The following is a 19,589-nucleotide window of genomic DNA, read 5'->3' as shown; positions in this document are numbered from 1 at the left end:
GGCACAATGCCGTTGTCGACTAGCGAGTGCCTGCACCCCATGCCGTTCAATCTGCCGATCTTCCTGACGTGGCTGAGAATCGTCCTGATTCCGCTCGTCGTTGGCATCTTCTACATCCCCGACGTGATGATGTCGGTACCCGTCAAGAACACGATTGCGATGCTGATCTTCGTGCTCGCCGCGCTCACGGACTGGTTCGACGGATTTCTTGCGCGCAAGCTCAATCAGACGTCGTCGTTCGGCGCGTTTCTCGATCCGGTCGCCGACAAACTCATGGTGACGGCCGCGTTGCTGATCCTTGTCGAACTCACGCGCTTGAACGCGGTCATCGCGCTTGTGATCGTCGGCCGCGAGATCACGATTTCGGCGCTGCGCGAGTGGATGGCGCAAATCGGCGCGTCGCGCAGCGTGGCGGTCAATTCGCTCGGTAAATTCAAGACCGCATGCCAGATGGTCGCGATTCCGATGCTGCTCTACGACGGACCGCTTGTATTCGAAGGACACACGCTGTTCGACGCGCGCGTATGGGGTCTCTGGCTCGTCTACGTGGCCGCGTTCCTCACGATCTGGTCGATGCTGTACTACATGAAACTCGCGTGGCCCCAGATTCGCGATCGCGTCGACGCGGCGAGATAAAAAGAATTTGGATCTCGTGCTTGACACTCAAGAATGACCTCTTCATAATCTCGTTCTCGTTGCTGATGGCACTAACGAAGCAGCGAAACAGTAGGATCATGCGGGAGTAGCTCAGTTGGTAGAGCGCAACCTTGCCAAGGTTGAGGTCGCGAGTTCGAGACTCGTCTCCCGCTCCAGATTTTGCAGGATCGAATTCGTGTCGTTTGACGTGTTTTTTGAATTCGAGTGTGTCGAGACCGGACGATTCGCGTGTTGTCCGGTTCGCAAGCAGCTTACGCGGGAGTAGCTCAGTTGGTAGAGCGCAACCTTGCCAAGGTTGAGGTCGCGAGTTCGAGACTCGTCTCCCGCTCCATACAAGGGGGAAGCAAGGCTGCTTCCCTTTTTGTTTGAGTCAGTTTTATTCGAACGCGAAGTTTGAATAAAAGCCGTCTACGGCGCGGTAGCAAAGCGGTTATGCAGAGGACTGCAAATCCTTCCAGGCCGGTTCGACTCCGGCCCGCGCCTCCAGAATCGCGTCAAGCGGCAAAGAAAAACCACCCGAGAGGGTGGTTTTTTTTCGTCCGTGTTTAATTCGCGTTTAGTCCGTGCTTAGCCCGCAGTCGCGCGCGCCCGCCGCCGCGTCAGCCAACGAACCGCGAGCAGGCTCAGGATCACGACCGCGAGCGACAGGGCGGTCGTCATCGTCCCGAGCGCGTAGATGACAGGCGTCGTGACCGACGTCGTCAGGCCCTGCAATTCGAGCGGCAGCGTGTTCTGATCGCCGATCGCCTGCGACGTGCGCGCGATTTCGTCCCACGACAGCGTGAGTCCGAACATCCCGACGCCGATGACCGACGGTCCGATGATCGGCAGCACGACGTGAAGAAAGCTCTGCCACGGCGAGGCGCCAAGATCGCGCGACGCTTCCTCGTAGGCCGGATTGAACCGGTTGAAGACCGCGAACATCACGAGCAGGCCGAACGGCAGCGTCCACGTCAGATGCGCGCCGAGCGCCGACGTATAGAGGCTCATCGACGTCGTGTAACCGTCCGCGAACGATTGAAAGCCCCATGCGGTCGCGAGCGCCTTGACGGCCGTGTCGATGAGCCGGAACGTGAGTCCGATGCCGAGCGAGACGATGATCGACGGCATGATCAGGCTCGCGACCGACACATAGAACACCGCCGAGTCGCCGCGGAAGCGCTTGCGAAATGCAAGTCCCGCGGATACGGAGAACAGCACGGTCAGGATCGTGACGATCAACGCAAGCCGCATCGAGCGCGCGAACGCGCCCCAGATGTCGACGTCGCCGACGCCGTCGCGCAGCGCCGCGAACCAGTGCAGCGAGACGCCGCGCATCGGAAACGTCAGGCCGCCTTCGGGCCCCTGGAACGACAGGATGAAGATCGTGATGACCGGGCCGTAAAGAAACAGCACGAAGAGCCCGAAGATGAGCGCGAGCCAATAGAAACTCGCGGGCCGGCGTTCGCGATGACGTCGCGCAATCGTGCTCATGTCAGAGCTCCTTTCGAATATCGACGACGCGCGTGAGCGCCCAGACGATCATGAGCACGACGGCGAGCAGAATGATCGCGTTCGCGGCCGCCGCGGGGAATTGCAGATACCCGGTCTGAACCTGGATGATCTTGCCGACCGACGCGATCTGCTGGCCGCCCATCACGCCGACCGTCAGGAAGTCGCCCATCACGATCGTGATCACGAAGATCGAGCCGATCACGATGCCCGTCTTCGACAAGGGCAGCACGACGTCGCGCACGACCTGCCATCCGCTCGCCCCCGCATCGCGCGCGGCTTCGAGCAACGAGCGATCGATGCGCATCATCGCGTTGAAGATCGGCACGATCATGAAGAACGTGTAGAGATGCACGAACGCGAGCACGACCGAGAAGTTCGAATAGAGCAGCCATTCGAGCGGCCGGTCCACGAGGTGCGTCGCGAGCAGGGCCTGGTTCACGAGGCCGTTGCGGCCGAGCAGCGGAATCCACGAAATCATGCGGATCACGTTCGAGGTCCAGAACGGGATCGTGCAGATCAGGAACAGCGTGGTCTGCGCGCCCGTCGAGCGGACGTGGAACGCGAGGAAATACGCGATCGTGAAACCGAGCACGGTGGTGATCGCCCACACGATCGCGCAGAACTTGACGGTCGAGCCATACGTCTTGAGCGTCACGCAGACGTCGCTCATCGACGAACATCCGTCGAAGATCGCGACGTAGTTCTTGAACGTGAACGCGGGGATGATCTGGTACTCGTTGTAGTCCCAGAAGCTCACGATCAGCGTGATCACCAGCGGGATCACGAAGAACAGCGCGAACGTCAGCGTCAGCGGCGTCGCTTGAAGCCACGCCGGCGCGCGCCGGTGACGCACGCCGGATGTGTCGGCCGAGGCGGCCGGCGGTTGGGTCGGAAGCTGAAGCGACGCCATGAAAGAAACTCCTCAATACTGCGTACGAAGCGTACGGCGTGTCACGTACGGCGGGCGCATCACGCTGCGATGAACTCGTTCCATTTCTGGACCATGTAGATGTTCTCGTCCATCACCGCGTTCCAGCATGCGATCGCACCCATGCGCTGGACATACGAGCCGCCGTCGCGAACGGTCCCCGCCTTCTCGAGCAACTGGCCGTCGGGCGCCTTGATGTCCTGCGTCGCGGGCTTGCCCTCGATCCAGTAGTCCCATTCATACGGTTCCATATGCGTGCGCGCGGTCTCGAGCACGCCCGCGTAATAGCCCTGGCGCATCAGATACGCGCCGGCCCAGCCGTCCTGGAACCAGTTGATGAATTCGTACGCCGCGTCGAGCTTGCGGCCCTGCAGCGAGCGCGGCAGGCCGAAACCCGACGCCCACGAGCGATAGCCTTCCTTGAGCGGCTGGAACGTGCAGGCGACGCCCATCGTGCGGACCTTGGTCACGGCCGGCGACCACATCGACTGGATCACGACTTCGCCCGACGCCATCAGATTCACGCTTTCGTTGAAGTCCTTCCAGAACGCGCGGAACTGCCCAGCGCGCTTGGCCTCGATCAGGATCTTGATGGTCTGGTCGATCTCGGCCTTCGTCATATTCCCCTTGTCGCCGTACTTGACCTTGCCCATCGCCTCGATCGCCATGGCCGAATCCATGATGCCGATCGCGGGGATATTGAGCAGCGCCGCGCGGCCCTTGAATTCGGGGTTCAGCAACTCGGCCCAGCTCGTGATGGGACGCTTGATCAGATCGGGGCGAATGCCGAGCGTATCGGCGTTGTAGGTCGTCGGGATCAGCGTCATCCATTGGGTCGGCGTCGACGAGAACTGCGTCGATTTCTCGCCCGTGAGGAACATGACCTTCTTCGGCGCCGTGCCTTGATCGCCGATCTTCTTGCCGTCGACCTCACCGCGCGTGAGCACGGGCGTGATCTTGTCCGCGAGCTTGATGCGTTTGACGTCCATGCCCGTGAGCGTGCCCGCGGGGATCAGCTTCTTGAGCGCGAAGTACTCGGTGTCGACGATATCGAACGAATTGGGCTGCGTGATGATCCGCTTGGCGACGTCGTCGGTCGTCACGGGGATGTACTGAATCTCGATGCCCGTGTCTTCCTTGAACTTCTTGGCGATATCGGCGCTTTGATTGACGGCCGTGCCCAGATAGCGAAGCGTGATCTTTTCCTGCGCGTGGACGTAGGGGAAGCCCGCGATGCCGGCTGCCGCGACCGCGCCCTTCAGAAAGGTCCGGCGCGACAGGCCCTTGCCGGCGGCCATGTCGGTCGCCGAGGCCGACGCGGTGTCGGCGGTGTCGTGATCGGGCGTCGTACCGATCTGCTGCTTGCCCGATTGCTTGTCAAACGCGTTCATTGCGATCTCCCGTGTTGAATGATCTTGAAGTGCGGTTTGGATGACGGTGTTGTTCTGAATTACGCCGCGAGCGCGTGCGCGTCGTGTTCGTCCCACCAGACGACGACACGCGCGTCGGGACCCAGCTTGGACGCGTCGTAGGCGCTGTCCGGCAGCAGCGAAATCAACTCGGGCGAGCCGTCGAGCGGCGCGAGCGTCATGCGCAGATGCGTGCCTTGGTATTCGGCTTCGCGGACCGTGCACGGAATCCCGCCGATCCGGCTGAAGCCGCCTTCGCGCGCGGCGGGCTGGACCGGCGTCGTGCCGTGCGGCGCGATGCGCAGATGATCGGCGCGCACGGTGAACGCGCGGCCGTTGGCTTCGAGCACGTTGTGCCCGCCGAGAAAGCGCGCGACGAACTCGGTCCGCGGCCGGTTGAACACCTCGTGCGGCGAACCGGCCTGCTCGATGCGTCCATGGCTCATGACGACGACGAGATCCGCGAGCGCCATGGCTTCTTCCTGCGAATGCGTGACGTGCACGAACGTGATGCCGAGTTCCTTCTGCCAGCGCTTGAGCTCGGCGCGCATCTGCACGCGGAGGAACGGATCGAGCGCGGACAACGGCTCGTCGAGCAGCAGGCAGCGCGGTTCGTTGAGCAGCGCGCGCGCGAGCGCGACGCGCTGCTGCTGGCCGCCCGACAATTGCGACGGCTTGCGTTGCGCGTACGCGCTCATCGCGACGAGATCGAGCAGCTCGGCCGCGCGTTTGCGTCGCGCGTCCTTGGCGACGCCGCGCATCTTGAGACTGAACGCGACGTTGTCGAGCGCGCTCAGATGCGGAAACAACGCATAGCTCTGAAACACCATCGCGGTGCCGCGCGCCGCGGGTTCCTCGCGCGTGACGTTCCGGTTCGCGATCAGCACGTCGCCTTCGGAGACGGATTCGTGTCCCGCGATCATGCGCAGCGTCGACGTCTTGCCGCAGCCCGACGGACCGAGCAGGCAGCAATATTCGCCGCCCGGAATGCGCAAGTCGATCGAGTCGACCGCGAGCGCGTCGCCATAGCGCTTCGAGACGTGCACGAGTTCGATGTCGGCGGCGCTCGTGCGGACGACCGGTGTGGAAGAAGCCGTCGAATCGGCCGGAGTCAGATCGCTCATTGAGACGTGTCCTGAAGCGCGTGAGCGCGATGGAGTTCACAGCAATGCCGGGTCGTCACGGCGATGCGGCCGCGCTTGATGACCCAACTGCGCGGCGGCAGGTCGAGCAAGGCTTCGTCGACGCGCATGCCGTCGAGCACGACGAGGTCGGCCGGATTGCCGACCGCGATTCCGTAGTCGCGCAAGCCGATCGCGCGCGCGGCGCGTGTCGTCGCCATTTCGAGCACGCGTGCCTGATCGGCCGGCGTGCCGAGTTGCGCCGCATGCGCGAGCAGGTTGCCGACGTGCAGCATGTCGGCGTTGCCGAACGGCGTGAAGGCGTTGCGCACGTTGTTCGATGCGTAGGCGACATTGACGCCGCCGTCGAGCAGATCGCGCACGGGCGTGAGGCCGCGCCGGCGCGCATGCGTATCGGTGCGGCCTCCGAGATAGAGGTCCGTCGCGGGCAGCGTGACGATGTGAATGTCGGCGCGGCGCAGTGCGTCGACGAGCGCGCCGAGCTGATCGGGCGGGACCGCGCCGAGACTGGTCACGTGACCGAGCGAGACGCGTCCCTCGTATCCCATCTCGATCGTCTTGCGCGCAATCTGCGAGACGGCCGCGAAACGCGGATCGCGCGTGTCGTCCGCGAAGTCCGCATGCATGTCGAGATCGACGCCGAAGCGCGCCGCGATCTCGAAGACACGGTCGATGTGCCGGACGGTGTCGTCCCAATGGGTTTCGTTGTAGGGGCAGGCGCCCATGACGTCGGCGCCGAGCCGCAAGGCCTCGATGAGCAGCGCCTCCGTGCCGGGCGCCTTGAACAGGCCTTCTTGCGGAAACGCGACGATCTGGAGATCGACGAGATCGCGGTAGCGCTCGCGCAGTTCGAGCATGACCTCGACGCCGAGCAGGCCTTGGATCGGATCGACGTCGGGGTGCGCACGCAGCGTGGTCGTGCCGTGTTGGACGGCCATCTCGATCACGCGGCTCGCGCGCTCGAGCATGTCGGCGCGATCGCGCCGCGCCTTGAGTTCGCCCGTCACGCGGATCGCCTCGTCGAGCGTGCCGGATACCGACGGCCGGGCGCGCGCGAGCAGCGCCTTGTCGAGGTGGATATGCGCTTCGATGAAGCCCGGCAGCGTGGCGCGGCCACCGACGTCGAGCGTCTGCACGGCGTCGACGTCGAGATCGGTCGCGACGGCGACGATGCGGCCCTCGCGGATCGCGATATCCGTGAGCGGCGCATCGTCGCGCACACGGGCGCGGCGGATCACAAGGTCGGCACTACGGTCTGCAAGACTGGGCATGAGGCTCGTCGCGGGGGACATACACTTCCGTCCGAGGCGGCCGGACGGGCATGAACCCGACAAAGCAATGAGCGTGCCGATTCAGTAAGTAGAGACTGAGCGAAAGCGCAAAGCGTGCGCCCGTCAACGTTGCGGCACGGGGCATGCGCGCAAGGCGGCGAGGAACGAGCGGGGGATGGGCGGACGGCGGCGGTCGGGGCGGGGCACTGCGCTGGTGCGTGTTGCACCGAGGCGGGGGCGGGCGGCGACGCGCACGGCGTCGGCCCGCTTCAAAGCATCACTGCGTTGCCGAAGGCGGCTTGACCGGCAGCGGCGCGACGACGGTTTCGCCGTTCGAGAACTTGAGTTCGAGCCGAATCGTGTCGCCCGGGGCGATCTTGTGCGTCGGCTGTTCGAGCATCAGGTGATAGTGACCGGGTTCGAGCGCGACCTTTTGATGCGCGGGGACCGTGAGCTTGTCGACCATTTCCATTTTCGACGTCGAGCCTTCGGTGCGCGTCACGTGGAGCATCGTCATGCCGTAGTCGGGGCTCGACGTGCCGACGAGATCGACGGGCTGATCGCTCGTGTTCGTGATGGCGAGATACCCGGCGGCGGGCAGGGTGCCGGGCAGCCAGCGGACCCAGCCGCCGTCGACGGTGACGCTCGCCGGGGCTGCGAATGCGAGGGATGTGAGGCAGACGCTCGTCGCGGCGGCGGCGAGTCTGACGAAGGGGCGAAGAGTGAGCGTCATGAGGCGGCTTGAGTTAAGACATCGGGAGCGGCGGCTCAACGCTGTTGCGCGAGCTGTCGCAGATCGTGGGCGAGCGCATCGATCGTGTCCGTGCCGTTCGCGAGCAAACGCGCTCGGCCGTCACGATCGAAGATGTAGATGCCCGAACTGTGTGAGACCTCGTAGTTGCCGCCCGACGCGGGCGCATCGGCCTGATAGGCGACGCGGTAGCGCTTGGCGAGCGTCTCGATCGCCGCGGGCGAGCCCGTGAGGCCGATCGCATGCCGGGCGTCGAACGCGTCGACGTAGGCATGCATCGATTCGGGCGTGTCGCGTGCGGGGTCGACCGAAATAAACACGATCCGGATCTCGTCGGCCGCGTCGCCGACCTTCGCGACAGCCTGCGTCAGATTGGCCATCGTCTGCGGACAGATATCGGGGCAATGCGTATAGCCGAAATACACGATGGCGATCTTGCCTTTGAGATCGGCGGCCGTCTCGGGTTTGCCCGCGTCGTTCGTGAGCGTGAATTCGAGATCAGGCAGATGGCCGTCGACGTTCTCGAGCATCCAGGATTCGGGATGTTTGCCGCACCCGGCGAGCATGAGGGACATGAGGATGCCGAGGACGGCGCCGCGTACGGCGAACGATGCTCGCCGGGCGTGCTGGATCGGGTGTTGCATGAGACCAATACCTTTCGGAAAGCGGGGCGCAGACGCGCAGTGCCTGCGCACTGTAACCCATTTCGACGCGCGACTTCGTCTCCGGCAGCCCCACAAGACGCTGATTCCGACCCCGAAGCGCGGTAAGATGCCGCGTCCAGCCGCATTCGCGACCGGCCGCGTGATGTCGCGTGGTATTGCGCGGTGTCGGGTGTGCCGCACTCGGGCTCGCGCCCATTTCAGCCTTGCTATGTCGCCAAAGCTTGCTCTGCCTGCCACGCTTGATTTCGCCGAAACGGCGTTCTTCTTCGATTTCGACGGCACGCTCGTCGAATTGGCCTCGACGCCCGACGGCGTGGTCGTCGAACCGCGTGTTCGAACCTTGCTCGATGCGCTGCGCGAAGCCACGAACGGCGCGGTCGCCGTCGTGTCGGGGCGTGGGATCGCGAACCTCGACGCGATGCTCGCGCCGTTGCGTTTGCCGACCGCGGGCCTGCACGGCGCCGAGCGTCGCGACGCGAACGGCGACACACTGAGCGTCGGTTTCGGCGACGAACGCCTGATCACGATGGAGCACGCGCTCGAACAGGTCGTGGCCGACAATCCGGGCATGCTGCTCGAAATCAAGGGCGCCGCGCTCGCGCTTCATTACCGGAACGCGCCGACGCGCGAAGCCGCCGCGCGCGTCGCGACCGAGCGGCTTGCCGAGCGGTTTTCCGACGGCTACGTGCTGCAGCCGGGCAAGATGGTGTTCGAGATCAAGCCGAAGAACGTCGACAAGGGGCGCGCGATCGCCGCGTTTCTCGACGAGCCGCCGTTCGCGCGGCGCACGCCCGTGTTCGCGGGCGACGATCTGACCGACGAGAAGGGCTTCTCGGTCGTCAATGCGCGCGGCGGAATATCGATCAAGGTCGGTGCGGGCGAGACGATCGGCCAGCATCGCGTGGACTCGGTCGGCGCGCTGCTCGACTGGCTCGCGCAGTGTGTTTCGGGCGCGCGTGCACGATGAGTCGTCTGATCATTGTTTCGAATCGCGTCGCGCCGATTTCCGAGGGCGGCATGGCGGCCGGCGGTCTCGCGGTCGGCGTCTACGACGCGCTGCGCGAGACCGGCGGCATGTGGTTCGGCTGGAGCGGCGAAGTCGCGAGCGCCGCGCCTGCGTCGCCGAAAATCGAGGAGCGCGGCCCCGTCACGTTCGCGACCGTCTCGCTGACGCGTCGCGATTACGACCAGTACTATCGCGGCTTCTCGAACGACACGCTGTGGCCGACGTTTCACTACCGCAGCGACCTCACGCACTACGATCGCCACGAGTTCGACGGCTACCAGCGCGTCAATGCGTGGCTCGCGCACCAGTTGATCCCGCTGCTGCGGCCCGACGACGTGATCTGGGTCCACGATTACCACCTGATCCCGTTTGCCGAGGCGCTGCGCCAGGAAGGCATCACGAACCGGATCGGCTTCTTTCTGCATATTCCGTTTCCGGCGTCGCAGGTGCTCGTGACGGTCCCGCCGCACGACAAGCTCATGCGCGCGCTCTGCTGCTACGACCTTGTCGGCGTGCAGACCGAGCCCGATCTGCGCGCGTTGCGCGACTATCTCGAACATGAGGCGCACGGCACGGTGTCGGCCGATGGGCGCGTCGACGCATACGGGCGCAGCCTGCGCATCGGCGCCTACCCGATCGGGATCTATCCCGACGAACTCGCGGCGCTCGCGAAGGAAGGGCAAGACGGCCGCCACCTCAAGAATCTGCGGCAGACGATGCATGAGCGGCGATTGATCGTCAGCGTCGATCGTCTCGACTATTCGAAAGGGCTCGTCGAGCGTTTTCGCGCGTTCGAGAAACTGCTCGAGATCTCGCCGAACCATCGCGCGCAGGTCTCGTTTATCCAGGTCGCGCCGCCGACGCGCTCCGATATCCAGAGCTATCAGCAGATCCGTCTGCAGCTCGAGGCCGAATCGGGGCGGATCAACGGCCGCTTCGCCGAAATGGACTGGACGCCAATCCGGTATCTGCACCGGCAGTACGAGCGCGCCGTGCTCGCATCGCTGTTTCGCGAGGCGCACGTCGGCTATGTGACGCCGCTGCGCGACGGCATGAATCTCGTGGCCAAGGAATATGTCGCCGCGCAGGATCCCGAGGATCCGGGCGTGCTCGTGCTGTCGCGTTTCGCGGGTGCCGCGCAGGAACTCGACGGCGCGTTGATCGTGAATCCGATCGATGTGCAGGGAATGGCCGAGGCGCTCGATCACGCGCTCGGCATGCCGCTCGACGAGCGGCGCGCGCGCCATGCGCGGATGATGACGGTTCTGCGGCGCAACAGCGTGTCGGTCTGGCGCGACTCGTTCCTGCGCGATCTGCGCGCGGTCCGGCAGTAGAGCGGGGGCGGTTAACGTACGGTTATCGCGCCCCCCCCCCCGGGTACGGTTATCGCAACACCCCGGCGGCCGGACACGCGTCCGGGCACCGGGGTGGGATGCATTCCGACGGCGCAGGAGGCGAGCGCTCGGATGCGTTGGCCACGCGCCATCCTTAGCGCGAACTTCAGTCGCGGACCATGATCGCGCTCGGGCGCGCCGTCGTCCTCAGGCGACCTGCTGTTCGCTGTGATTCGCCGTGGCGCCGTGATGCGCGCCTTTGCCGTGCTGCTGTTTGCCGAGCAGATCGCGATAGAGACCGGGGCGGTTGCGCAGGACTTCGGGCGATCCGTCGTCGATCACGTGGCCGTTGCTCATGACGATCAGACGGTCGAAGTTCTGCAGCGTCGAGAGCCGGTGCGCGATCGCGATGACCGTGCGACCGCGCATCAGACGATCGAGCGCCTGCTGGATCGCTTCCTCGGACTGGCTGTCGAGCGCCGACGTCGCTTCGTCGAGCAGCAGGATCGGCGCGTTCTTGAGCACCGCGCGCGCGATGGCGATGCGCTGGCGCTGACCGCCCGAGAGCTTGACGCCGCGGTCGCCGACGATCGTGTCGTAGCCTTCGGGCATCGCTTCGATGAATTCGGCGCAGCGCGCTTCGCGGGCCGCGGCGATAACTTCGTCGCGCGTCGCATCGGGCCGGCCGTACGCGATGTTTTCGTAGACCGACCGATGGAACAGCGAAATATCCTGCGGCACGACGGCGATCGCGTGGCGCAGGCTTTCCTGCGTCACGAGCGAGATGTCCTGATCGTCGATCAGGATGCGGCCGCCCTGCGTCTCGTAGAAGCGCTGCAGCAGCGACAGCACGGTCGATTTGCCCGCACCTGATTTCCCGATGAGGCCGACGCGCTGACCCGGCTCGATCACGAGGTTGTAGCTGTCGAGAATGCGCTTGCGCTTCGGGTAGGCGAAGCAGACGTCGTCGAACTGGACCTTGCCGCCGCGCGATTCGAGCGACGTCGCGTGCGAATGGTCGGGCATGCTGTGCGGTTCGAGCAGCGTTTCGACGGCTTCGGCCAGACGCGCGATGTGCTGCGTGACGTCGACGAGCGCGACCGCGAGATCGCGCGTGCCGTGCAGGATCGTGAAGCCGAGCGAGCTGATCAGCACGATGTCGCCCGAGGTGACCTTGCCCTGTGTCCAGAGCCAGAGCGCCCAGCCGAGCAGGCCGGCCGACAGGCAGGCGGTGATGACCGCGTGCAGCAGGCGCAGCTTTTCGAGGTAGAGCAGGCTGTGGCGACGTGCATCCATTTCGGCCGATACGCTGCTCGCGAAGCGCGCGTGCTCGCGGAACGTCGCGCCGAACGCACGCACGAGGCCCATATTGCTGATGACGTCGACGAGTTCACCGTCGACGGCGGCGGCGCGTGTCGCGAACGCATGGTGCTTGTGCGAACCGCGGCCCGCGAGCCTGAACAGCACGACGGCGAGCACGGCCGAGATCAGCATCAGACCGCCCGACATCAGCGGATTGACGATCGTCACCATGACAATGGCGCCGATGACCGCGATGGTGGGCGGCAGGACGTTCCAGGCCATTGTATTTTCGGTGATGTAGACCGCGTTCGACGTCGCCGTGATCCGGCTCGCGAGCATGCCGGGCTGCTTTTCGAGGAAGTAGCTCGGCGAATGGCCGCTCAGGTACTGGAACAGGTCGCGGCGCAGATCGCCGGTCACGCCGACGAACGCGCGCGCGGCGATCCAGCCGCCGACGCGCCACGAGAGATTGTCGGCCGCGATCAGCGTCACGAGCAGCAGGAACGCGATCCAGACCGGGCCCGTGTTGCGGTGGCCGGCGGACAGCACGTCGACGAGGTGTTTGATCGCGTATTGCGACATCAGCGCGCAGAGCACCGCGACGAAGACGCTCGTGAGCAGCACCGTGTGGGCGATCGGACGGCGCCGGATATACCGGAAAAGGAAGGCGAGCGGCCGGCGCGAATAGCCGGACAGGCGTTCATTGCGCAGGTTACGCTCGGCGACCGTCAGCTTTTCGGGCGACTCGAATTCGAGTTGCTCGGGGGTGAGCCGCGTGTTGTGCTGCACGTCGGATGTGTTCATAAATTCGATATCGCTGGCGGCTTGACGGTTATTCCGCCAAGGACCCGCCTCTAACGCCCCAATCTAGGTGACGGCTGACAAGACTGCCTGCCACAAGTTGTATCCCCACTGTAACAAGCTAAATTCTTTGAAATTCAAGCCTTCGCAATATTTTGGGGCTCGTCATAATCCCGCCCGGTGATCCATTCGTTCACATCGTGGGATGCGGAGTCGGCCGTGTCCGTACGCTTCGCAACATGCGGGCCTGCTCGCCTCGGTGGAGTTGCGTATTAAGCGCGATCGAGGCGGGTCCGTTAAATGCTAGAGCAGTTCGTCCAAAATCTGAACCCTGTGTTCGGGACGAGGGTCGAAGCTTACAGATTTTTTTCATGTTTTGGCGTCAACGGCCCCAATTGTGGTGCGTTATGTGTCAAGCGCTATTTACCCGTAGGGCTTCACTTGCTGCAATGCGCGCGATGCGCTGCCCCGCAGGAATCGACTACGGAACGGCTGTCGGCGTCGGCGGGGCCGCGGCCCGGTGAAAGAACGGAAACGAAGCTTCACCGAATCCAGAACTCGCAGCAAAATTTTTGCCTGTTTTTTATTTAGGAGAGTGTCGATATGCGGATCGCTCAGATCGCTCCACTGCACGAGGCGGTTCCCCCGAAGCTCTACGGCGGTACAGAGCGCGTCGTGTCCAACCTGACGGAAGCCCTCGTCGACCTGGGCCATGACGTGACCTTGTTCGCGAGCGGGGACTCGAAGACCTCGGCGAAGCTCGAAGCGTTCTGGCCGCAGGCACTGCGTCTGGACCCGACGATTCGCGACACGATGGCGCCGCACATGCTGCTGCTCGAAGAAGTGCGCCGCCGCGCGCATGAATTCGACGTGCTGCATTTCCATATCGACTATTATCCGTTCCCGCTGTTCAGCCGGCAGGACACGCCGTTCGTGACGACGCTGCACGGCCGTCTGGATCTGCCCGAACTCGGTCCGATTTTCGACACGTTCAACGATGTGCCCGTGATTTCGATTTCGGATCACCAGCGCACGCCGCTGCAGCAAGCCAACTGGCTGACGACGGTTCACCACGGTCTGCCGGAAAACCTGCTGAAGCCCGCTCCGGGCGTCGAACAGAAGTATCTCGCTTTCCTCGGCCGCGTGTCGCCGGAAAAGCGTGTCGACCGCGCGATTCGCATTGCGCAGGCCGCCGGCATGAAGATCAAGATCGCCGCGAAGATCGACAAGGCCGATCGCGCGTATTACGAAGAAGAGATCAAGCCGCTGTTCGCGCTGCCGCACGTCGAATACATCGGCGAAATCAACGAAGCCGAAAAGCCGGGCTTCCTGTCGGGCGCGCATGCACTGCTGTTCCCGATCGACTGGCCGGAACCCTTCGGCCTCGTGATGATCGAGTCGATGGCATGCGGTACGCCGGTCATCGCGTTCAACCGCGGTTCGGTGCCTGAAGTCATCGAAAACGGCGTGTCGGGCTTTATCGTCGAAGACGAAACGTCGGCTGTCGCGGCCGTCAACCGTCTGCACACGATTCCGCGCGCACGCGTTCGTCAGGCATTCGAAGATCGCTTCACGTCCAAGCGCATGGCGCAGAACTACGTGAAGGCGTTCGAACAACTCGTGCGTCAGAAGGGCCGTACGACGCTGCGCGAAGTCAACGCGAAGTAAATCGCTGTTCGGAAGCCGATGCGGTGTGCTCGCATCGGCGTCTAACTCAGCCCCCGGCCGCCGCGAGGCGGGCGGGGGTTTGTTTTTATATGGCGTGTCCGGGCGTCGTGTGAGTGTTGTATTTGAGCCGCATGGTCCGTGTTCGACGATGGTCGTTGAACGAGCGGGAACGAAGAATGCGGCGATCTCCGTTAAATCGCTTGACGGAGGGATTCGATGGACGCGATCGAAACGTATGCGGGCCGCTCGCACGACGAAGCGTATGCGGCGCGCAAGGGGCATCCCGTGCGGGCTCAGGAGCCGCCTGGCGGCGCGATGGCGATTGCTGAGGGCGAGGCCGATCCGGCGCGTGGCGGCGGGCTCCTGTCGGCGCGCGGCAGGGCCGTCTGGCAGACGGGTCCGGGGATGGACGGCGGCGGTTTCGACGACGCAGGCGCGGACGTCGAGCCTCGTCCGAGATCGGCGAACGAACCGCGAGCATGACGTCTTCGAGATGCGTCAAAGGCGAATAAAGACGCGCCAAAACGAGACGTCGTAAAAGGCGAAACGCGGCGAGCTTGGTGTGCCAAAACTGACCGATCGGAATGGGCAATCGTCTGAGGTTGAACACGCTTGCGTGCTCAACGATTACCTGTTCCGTAAGGACTCTTCATCTTAGAGCTTTTGCACCGCGGGCAAGCCACTGAGTACGACAATGGCGTGCTATGCTTTTTTATACCTAAAAAGCCGTAGTCGCACAGAGTTCAGGCCGGGGGGCACTTTGAAGGAAACAGTTGTATTCGAATTCGTTGAATTCAAGGCCAATATCCCGCCTGGCCCGTTTCTGTTGGACGATGAAAACGTCACCGCGCTGAGCCGAATCGTCTGGGGCGAGCACTGCTCCGAGTGCGCATATCCGACCTGCTATTCAAGTTGCGCGTTTTACGATCCGCGTTCCGATCTGCAGTGCCGCCGGTTCGAGGCCGGTATCGAGTCGGCCGGCCATGGTCTGAGCCGGATCCGGTTTCGCAAGTGGGGCAAGCTTGAAGGGCGTGGGCCGATCGCCTTGCACGAGAAAGCCGCGGCCGCCAAGCTCGAGCGGCGTGATCGCGTCGTGTCGAAATGGCTTGCGAACACGCGTTTGCCGTTCAGCCTGGCGCGTTACTTCGTCTGGTACTGGAATCAGCGCAAGAATCGCGCGGGGCGTGCGTCGCGGCCAAGCACGAACATGAACGATGCGTTCGCGATCGAAGCCTATGTTCGCAATGGCGCGCGTGCCTTCACGGTGACGTTCCTGCAAAGCGAGCCGAAGAAGGCCACGTATCAGAAGCACATCACGCTGACGGACGCGCCTCAGACCTGGTTTATTCCAGTGGCCGAACTGTCCGACGTCATCGATCTCGCGCGCCCGTACCTGATCCAGATCGAACCGGTCGGCGAAGCCGAGGGCATCGACGCGGTATTCGGCGCGCTCGATTTTGTCCGGCTTCGCACCCCCTTGCCGATCGCCGATGCATCGCCGCCGCCGGCCGCGATCTCGGCTGCGCCGCCGTCGGCGCTGGCCAAGGTCGTGGTCTGGGATCTCGACGAAACGATCTGGACCGGCACGCTCGCCGAGGAGGGCGCGCAAGGCGTACACCCGCGTCCCGAAGCGGTTGCCGCGATCAAGGCGCTCGATGCGCGCGGGATTCTCCAGTCGATCGCGAGCAAGAACGATCTCGATGAAGCGCTCGAAGCGCTGCATCTGCACGGACTGGCCGATTATTTCCTGTATCCGCAGGTCAACTGGGGGCCCAAGAGCGAATCGATCGCGCGGATCGCGAAGCGCCTCGATCTCGGTGTCGACAGTTTCGTGTTTATCGACGACCAGCCGTTCGAGCGCGCGGAGGCGCTCAGCGGCCACGAGACCTTGCGTGTGCTCACGCATGAGGACGTCGCGCACATGCTGACGAACCCCTGGTTCAATCAGCCGGTCACCGCGGAAGGCGCGCGGCGCCGCGAGCTGTATCGGACGGAGGCGCAACGCGTCGAGAGCATGGAACAGCACGGTGGCGACTACCACGCGTTCCTGCGGGCGTCGGCGCTCGTCATCGAGGTCCGCGATCTCGACACGGCCGATATGACGCGAGCGCACGAGTTGTCGCAGCGAACGAACCAGCTCAATTTCACGGGCGCGAAATTTTCACGCGACGAGGTCGAGCGCGTGCAGGGCGATCTCGATCGCCGCTACCTGACCGTGCGTTGTCGCGATCGTTACGGCGACTACGGCTTGATCGGCTTTGTCGTGCTCGATGTGCTCAATGGGCGGATCGAGGCGTTCTTCATGAGTTGCCGCGTGCAGCGCAAGCGGGTCGAGCAAGCGTTGTTCGCGTATCTGGCCGCGCTGTTGAGCGCGCGCGGGCATGCGCGATTCGCGGTGCGTTTCAAGGAAACGAAGCGCAATGGCGCGGCGCGCGACATGCTCGAAGAACTCGGATTCTCGCGTGACGAGGACGGGTGGACGCGCGACTTGTCGGCGCCTTTCGAAGACTCGGACATCGTCAAGGTCGAGACCTTGTCTCCCCATCCCGCAGCGGGCTGATCATCATGGCTTTGCGTCAAAAAATAACGAACCTGATTACCCGGAAGCTGCCCTACAAGTGGGTGTCGAGCCGGCTCGAACGGCCGCTGGCGAGCATTACGTTCGACGACTTTCCGCGTTCCGCGTGGTCGGTCGCGGGACCGATCCTGGCCGACTATGACAGCCGGGGCACGTACTACGCCGCGGGGCGCTTCGCGGGACAGACCGAGGACGGCATCGAGTATTTCCGGCCCGACGATCTTGGGGGGATTCTTGCCGCAGGCCATGAAATTGGCTGCCATAGTTTTGGGCATCGGCGCGCGTCGGGCATGAGCGCGGCGCAACTGCGCGACGAGAAGCGCGAGAATGCGGCGTTCTTCGAGGCGACGGTCGGCAACGGACGCGTCGCGAGCTATGCCTATCCGTATGGCGACGTCGGGCCGCGTTCGAAGGGCGTGATCGCGCGCGAATATGCGATTGCGCGCGGTATCCGCCCTGGGATCAATGCAGGTCGTGTCGATCTTGCGCAGGTGCTGTCGGTGCCGATCGAAGCGCGCCGTTGGCGGCCTGACGAGATCGGGCAGTGGATCGAGGAGGCCAAGCGGAAAAATGGCTGGCTCGTGTTCTTCACGCACGATGTGTCCGAGCAGCCGTCGCCGTTCGGCTGTACGCCGGAGATGCTCGTCGAGGTGCTCGAGGGGCTCAAGCGCGCGGGCATCGCGAGTGTGCCCGTCAAGCATGCCGTGGCTGAATTGACTTTCGGCGGCGGCGCAGGTCACGCCTGAATTCTGGCTACTGACGGCGGATGACCGCTTGCCGGTAACGAGAACACGAGGTCATCGCGTCGGGCACGCGGTCAAGGACGAAAAACGCGCCCGGCGCAGGTCTCCATGTCGGTCAAACAGCGCATCGAATGCGTTTTCGATGACTGCAAAAAGAAAAAGGCCCTCGGCATGGCTGAGGGCCTTTTTTCGGGGACGACACACCCGGGAATCCGGTGGTGGACGGTACAGGGATTGAACCTGTGACCCCTGCCGTGTGAAGGCAGTGCTCTACCGCTGAGCTAACCGTCCAAAGAAGACCGCGATTATAGCAACGGTTTTTTTGGCCTGGCAACCGAAAAATGTATCTTTGAAGCTTTTTGCCCGTTGAGGCGAGGGTTGCCGTGCCGCATCCGCGGTCACGCGAGTGAAGGGGCGCGGGCGAACGGGCTTATCGCTCCCGTGTCTGGCGCTTTGTTTGGCGCTCCGCGGCTGATGCCCTGTGTTTCACGCCCTGTGTCTCGCGTCCCGCGTGATCGCCATAGACATTGAACCTGTCCAGCGCGTTGCATCGATCTTTCACCGATTCGCGCCGTCTCGCCTCAACCGCCGCTCGTCTCCTCGATCTTCGGCTCGGCGCGCCACACGCATGCGCCCTTGACCGACTTGTCGAGATCGTTGAGCACGGCGTCGTGGGCCGCCTGCTCGTCGTCCGATGCAACGACGACAGGCAGGTCGAGCGATGCGAATCCGGTCGTCACGGCTTGCTCGCCCGGCATGTCCTTTCCGCCCGTGTCGCCGAGCATGTCGATCACGAGGCTTTCCTGACCCCGTGTCATCGCCAGATACACTTCGGCGAGCAACTCCGAGTCGAGCAAGGCCCCGTGCAGCGTCCGATGCGCGTTGCTCACCCCGAGCCGATCGCATAGCGCGTCGAGCGAATTGCGCTTGCCCGGATACAGCGACTTCGCGAGCACGAGCGTGTCGATGATCTCGCCGCACTGACTCGAAAACGTCGGCAGACCGAGCAGGCCGAATTCGGCATCGAGAAACGCGAGATCGAACGGCGCGTTATGAATGATCAGATCCGCCCCCGCGACGAAATCGCGAATCTCATTGGCGACTTCGGCGAACTTGGGCTTGTCGCTCAGAAACTCGGTCGTCAATCCATGGACCGCGAGTGCGCCCGGATCGCTTTCGCGTTCGGGATTGATATAGAAATGCAGATTGCGGCCCGTGAGCCGCCGGTTCACGAGTTCGACCGCGCCGAATTCAATGACGCGGTCGCCCGAGCGCGCATTGAGGCCGGTCGTTTCAGTATCGAGAATGAGTTGACGCATGATGATGTCCGACGTGAGCTGCCGAGGATGCGATGTCGAGCCGCCGGAGCGGCTTGACCGCGCGATGCGAGCCGTCAGGCCGAAGTCAGCGATTCGACGCCGCGATTTGCAAGCTGATCCGCGCGCTCGTTGCCCGGATGACCCGCGTGTCCCTTGACCCACCGCCATTCGAGTTCATGCTGCACGGTCAGCGCATCGAGCCGTTTCCAGAGATCGGCGTTCTTGACCGGCGCTTTCGCGGCCGTCATCCAGTTCTTTTTCTTCCAGCCGTGTATCCATTCGCTGATGCCTTTCTGCACATATTGCGAATCGGTATGCACGACCGCCTTGCACGGGCGTTTGAGCGCCTCGAGCGCCGCGATCACGGCCATGAGTTCCATGCGATTGTTCGTCGTGAGCTTCTCGCCGCCGAACAATTCCTTTTCCTGCGTGCCGAAGCGCAACAGCGCACCCCAGCCACCGGGGCCCGGATTGCCCTTGCAGGCGCCATCCGTATAGATATCGATCACATCCGGCATGAG

At 63.7% G+C, this 19,589-nt stretch carries 17 protein-coding genes and 4 tRNA genes; 10 read left to right on the top strand and 11 right to left on the bottom strand.

Annotated features, from left to right (window positions below; genetic code table 11):
• Window positions 1-39 precede the first annotated feature (39 nt).
• The 4 genes from pgsA to D7S86_RS08590 all read left to right on the top strand — a co-directional run bounded on the left by pgsA (window position 40) and on the right by D7S86_RS08590 (window position 1,143).
• Window positions 40-636, top strand: a complete 597-nt coding sequence (gene pgsA / locus D7S86_RS08605) for a CDP-diacylglycerol--glycerol-3-phosphate 3-phosphatidyltransferase (protein WP_121085427.1) — start codon at window positions 40-42, stop codon at window positions 634-636.
• A gap of 100 nt (window positions 637-736) precedes the next feature.
• Window positions 737-812, top strand: a tRNA-Gly gene (locus D7S86_RS08600).
• A gap of 100 nt (window positions 813-912) precedes the next feature.
• Window positions 913-988, top strand: a tRNA-Gly gene (locus tag D7S86_RS08595).
• Between the two features lie 81 nt (window positions 989-1,069).
• Window positions 1,070-1,143 (top strand) — tRNA-Cys (locus D7S86_RS08590).
• A gap of 81 nt (window positions 1,144-1,224) precedes the next feature.
• Here D7S86_RS08590 and D7S86_RS08585 read toward each other — a convergent pair.
• The 7 genes from D7S86_RS08585 to D7S86_RS08555 all read right to left on the bottom strand — a co-directional run bounded on the left by D7S86_RS08585 (window position 1,225) and on the right by D7S86_RS08555 (window position 8,296).
• On the bottom strand, window positions 1,225-2,130 hold the full coding sequence (locus tag D7S86_RS08585; protein ID WP_121085425.1) for an ABC transporter permease: 906 nt from the start codon (window positions 2,128-2,130) through the stop codon (window positions 1,225-1,227).
• Between the two features lies 1 nt (window position 2,131).
• Complete coding sequence (locus tag D7S86_RS08580; protein WP_121085423.1) at window positions 2,132-3,061, bottom strand: ABC transporter permease; 930 nt, start codon at window positions 3,059-3,061, stop codon at window positions 2,132-2,134.
• 59 nt (window positions 3,062-3,120) lie between these two features.
• A complete protein-coding gene (locus tag D7S86_RS08575) occupies window positions 3,121-4,377 on the bottom strand; it encodes an ABC transporter substrate-binding protein (RefSeq protein ID WP_121086060.1) in 1,257 nt (418 codons plus the stop codon).
• A gap of 152 nt (window positions 4,378-4,529) precedes the next feature.
• On the bottom strand, window positions 4,530-5,612 hold the full coding sequence (locus tag D7S86_RS08570; protein WP_121085421.1) for an ABC transporter ATP-binding protein: 1,083 nt from the start codon (window positions 5,610-5,612) through the stop codon (window positions 4,530-4,532).
• Window positions 5,609-6,901, bottom strand: a complete 1,293-nt coding sequence (locus tag D7S86_RS08565) for an amidohydrolase family protein (RefSeq protein ID WP_121085419.1) — start codon at window positions 6,899-6,901, stop codon at window positions 5,609-5,611. The genes D7S86_RS08570 and D7S86_RS08565 overlap by 4 nt, the downstream gene beginning before the upstream one ends.
• A 277-nt stretch (window positions 6,902-7,178) precedes the next feature.
• Window positions 7,179-7,634: a copper chaperone PCu(A)C gene (locus D7S86_RS08560; protein ID WP_121085417.1), complete on the bottom strand. Its 456-nt coding sequence runs from the start codon at window positions 7,632-7,634 to the stop codon at window positions 7,179-7,181.
• Between the two features lie 35 nt (window positions 7,635-7,669).
• Complete coding sequence (locus D7S86_RS08555; protein WP_121085414.1) at window positions 7,670-8,296, bottom strand: SCO family protein; 627 nt, start codon at window positions 8,294-8,296, stop codon at window positions 7,670-7,672.
• 229 nt (window positions 8,297-8,525) lie between these two features.
• Between D7S86_RS08555 and otsB the strand changes: the two genes are divergently transcribed.
• Together otsB and otsA are read left to right on the top strand one after the other, a co-directional pair.
• Window positions 8,526-9,284: a trehalose-phosphatase gene (gene otsB, locus D7S86_RS08550; RefSeq protein ID WP_121085412.1), complete on the top strand. Its 759-nt coding sequence runs from the start codon at window positions 8,526-8,528 to the stop codon at window positions 9,282-9,284.
• A complete protein-coding gene (gene otsA, locus D7S86_RS08545) occupies window positions 9,281-10,657 on the top strand; it encodes an alpha,alpha-trehalose-phosphate synthase (UDP-forming) (protein WP_121085410.1) in 1,377 nt (458 codons plus the stop codon). Before otsB ends, otsA begins: the two co-directional genes overlap by 4 nt.
• A gap of 207 nt (window positions 10,658-10,864) precedes the next feature.
• On the opposite strand, the gene D7S86_RS08540 is transcribed toward otsA, so the two are convergent.
• Window positions 10,865-12,763: an ABC transporter ATP-binding protein gene (locus tag D7S86_RS08540; protein WP_121085408.1), complete on the bottom strand. Its 1,899-nt coding sequence runs from the start codon at window positions 12,761-12,763 to the stop codon at window positions 10,865-10,867.
• 600 nt (window positions 12,764-13,363) lie between these two features.
• Between D7S86_RS08540 and D7S86_RS08535 the strand changes: the two genes are divergently transcribed.
• From D7S86_RS08535 to D7S86_RS08520, 4 genes are all read left to right on the top strand, one after another.
• The gene (locus D7S86_RS08535) at window positions 13,364-14,428 is read left to right on the top strand and encodes a glycosyltransferase family 4 protein (protein ID WP_121085406.1); all 1,065 of its coding nucleotides are present in this window, start codon (window positions 13,364-13,366) and stop codon (window positions 14,426-14,428) included.
• Window positions 14,429-14,644: 216 nt separating this feature from the next.
• Window positions 14,645-14,911, top strand: a complete 267-nt coding sequence (locus D7S86_RS08530) for a hypothetical protein (RefSeq protein WP_121085404.1) — start codon at window positions 14,645-14,647, stop codon at window positions 14,909-14,911.
• A gap of 277 nt (window positions 14,912-15,188) precedes the next feature.
• A complete protein-coding gene (locus D7S86_RS08525; protein WP_158601905.1) occupies window positions 15,189-16,988 on the top strand; it encodes an HAD-IIIC family phosphatase in 1,800 nt (599 codons plus the stop codon).
• 5 nt (window positions 16,989-16,993) lie between these two features.
• Entirely contained in the window at window positions 16,994-17,752 is a 759-nt protein-coding gene (locus tag D7S86_RS08520; protein ID WP_121085400.1) for a polysaccharide deacetylase family protein, read from the top strand.
• Between the two features lie 213 nt (window positions 17,753-17,965).
• Here D7S86_RS08520 and D7S86_RS08515 read toward each other — a convergent pair.
• The 3 genes from D7S86_RS08515 to rnhA all read right to left on the bottom strand — a co-directional run bounded on the left by D7S86_RS08515 (window position 17,966) and on the right by rnhA (window position 19,586).
• Window positions 17,966-18,040 (bottom strand) — tRNA-Val (locus D7S86_RS08515).
• Between the two features lie 290 nt (window positions 18,041-18,330).
• On the bottom strand, window positions 18,331-19,068 hold the full coding sequence (gene dnaQ / locus D7S86_RS08510) for a DNA polymerase III subunit epsilon (RefSeq protein WP_121085398.1): 738 nt from the start codon (window positions 19,066-19,068) through the stop codon (window positions 18,331-18,333).
• Between the two features lie 74 nt (window positions 19,069-19,142).
• Window positions 19,143-19,586 carry a ribonuclease HI gene (gene rnhA, locus D7S86_RS08505; protein ID WP_121085396.1) on the bottom strand — a complete coding sequence of 148 codons (444 nt, stop codon included), beginning with the start codon at window positions 19,584-19,586 and terminating at the stop codon, window positions 19,143-19,145.
• Between the last annotated feature and the right edge of the window lie 3 nt (window positions 19,587-19,589).

The sequence above is a fragment of the Pararobbsia silviterrae genome (assembly GCF_003628125.1).
Taxonomy (GTDB): domain Bacteria; phylum Pseudomonadota; class Gammaproteobacteria; order Burkholderiales; family Burkholderiaceae; genus Pararobbsia; species Pararobbsia silviterrae.
This window is presented reverse-complemented; position numbering and strand designations above follow the sequence as displayed.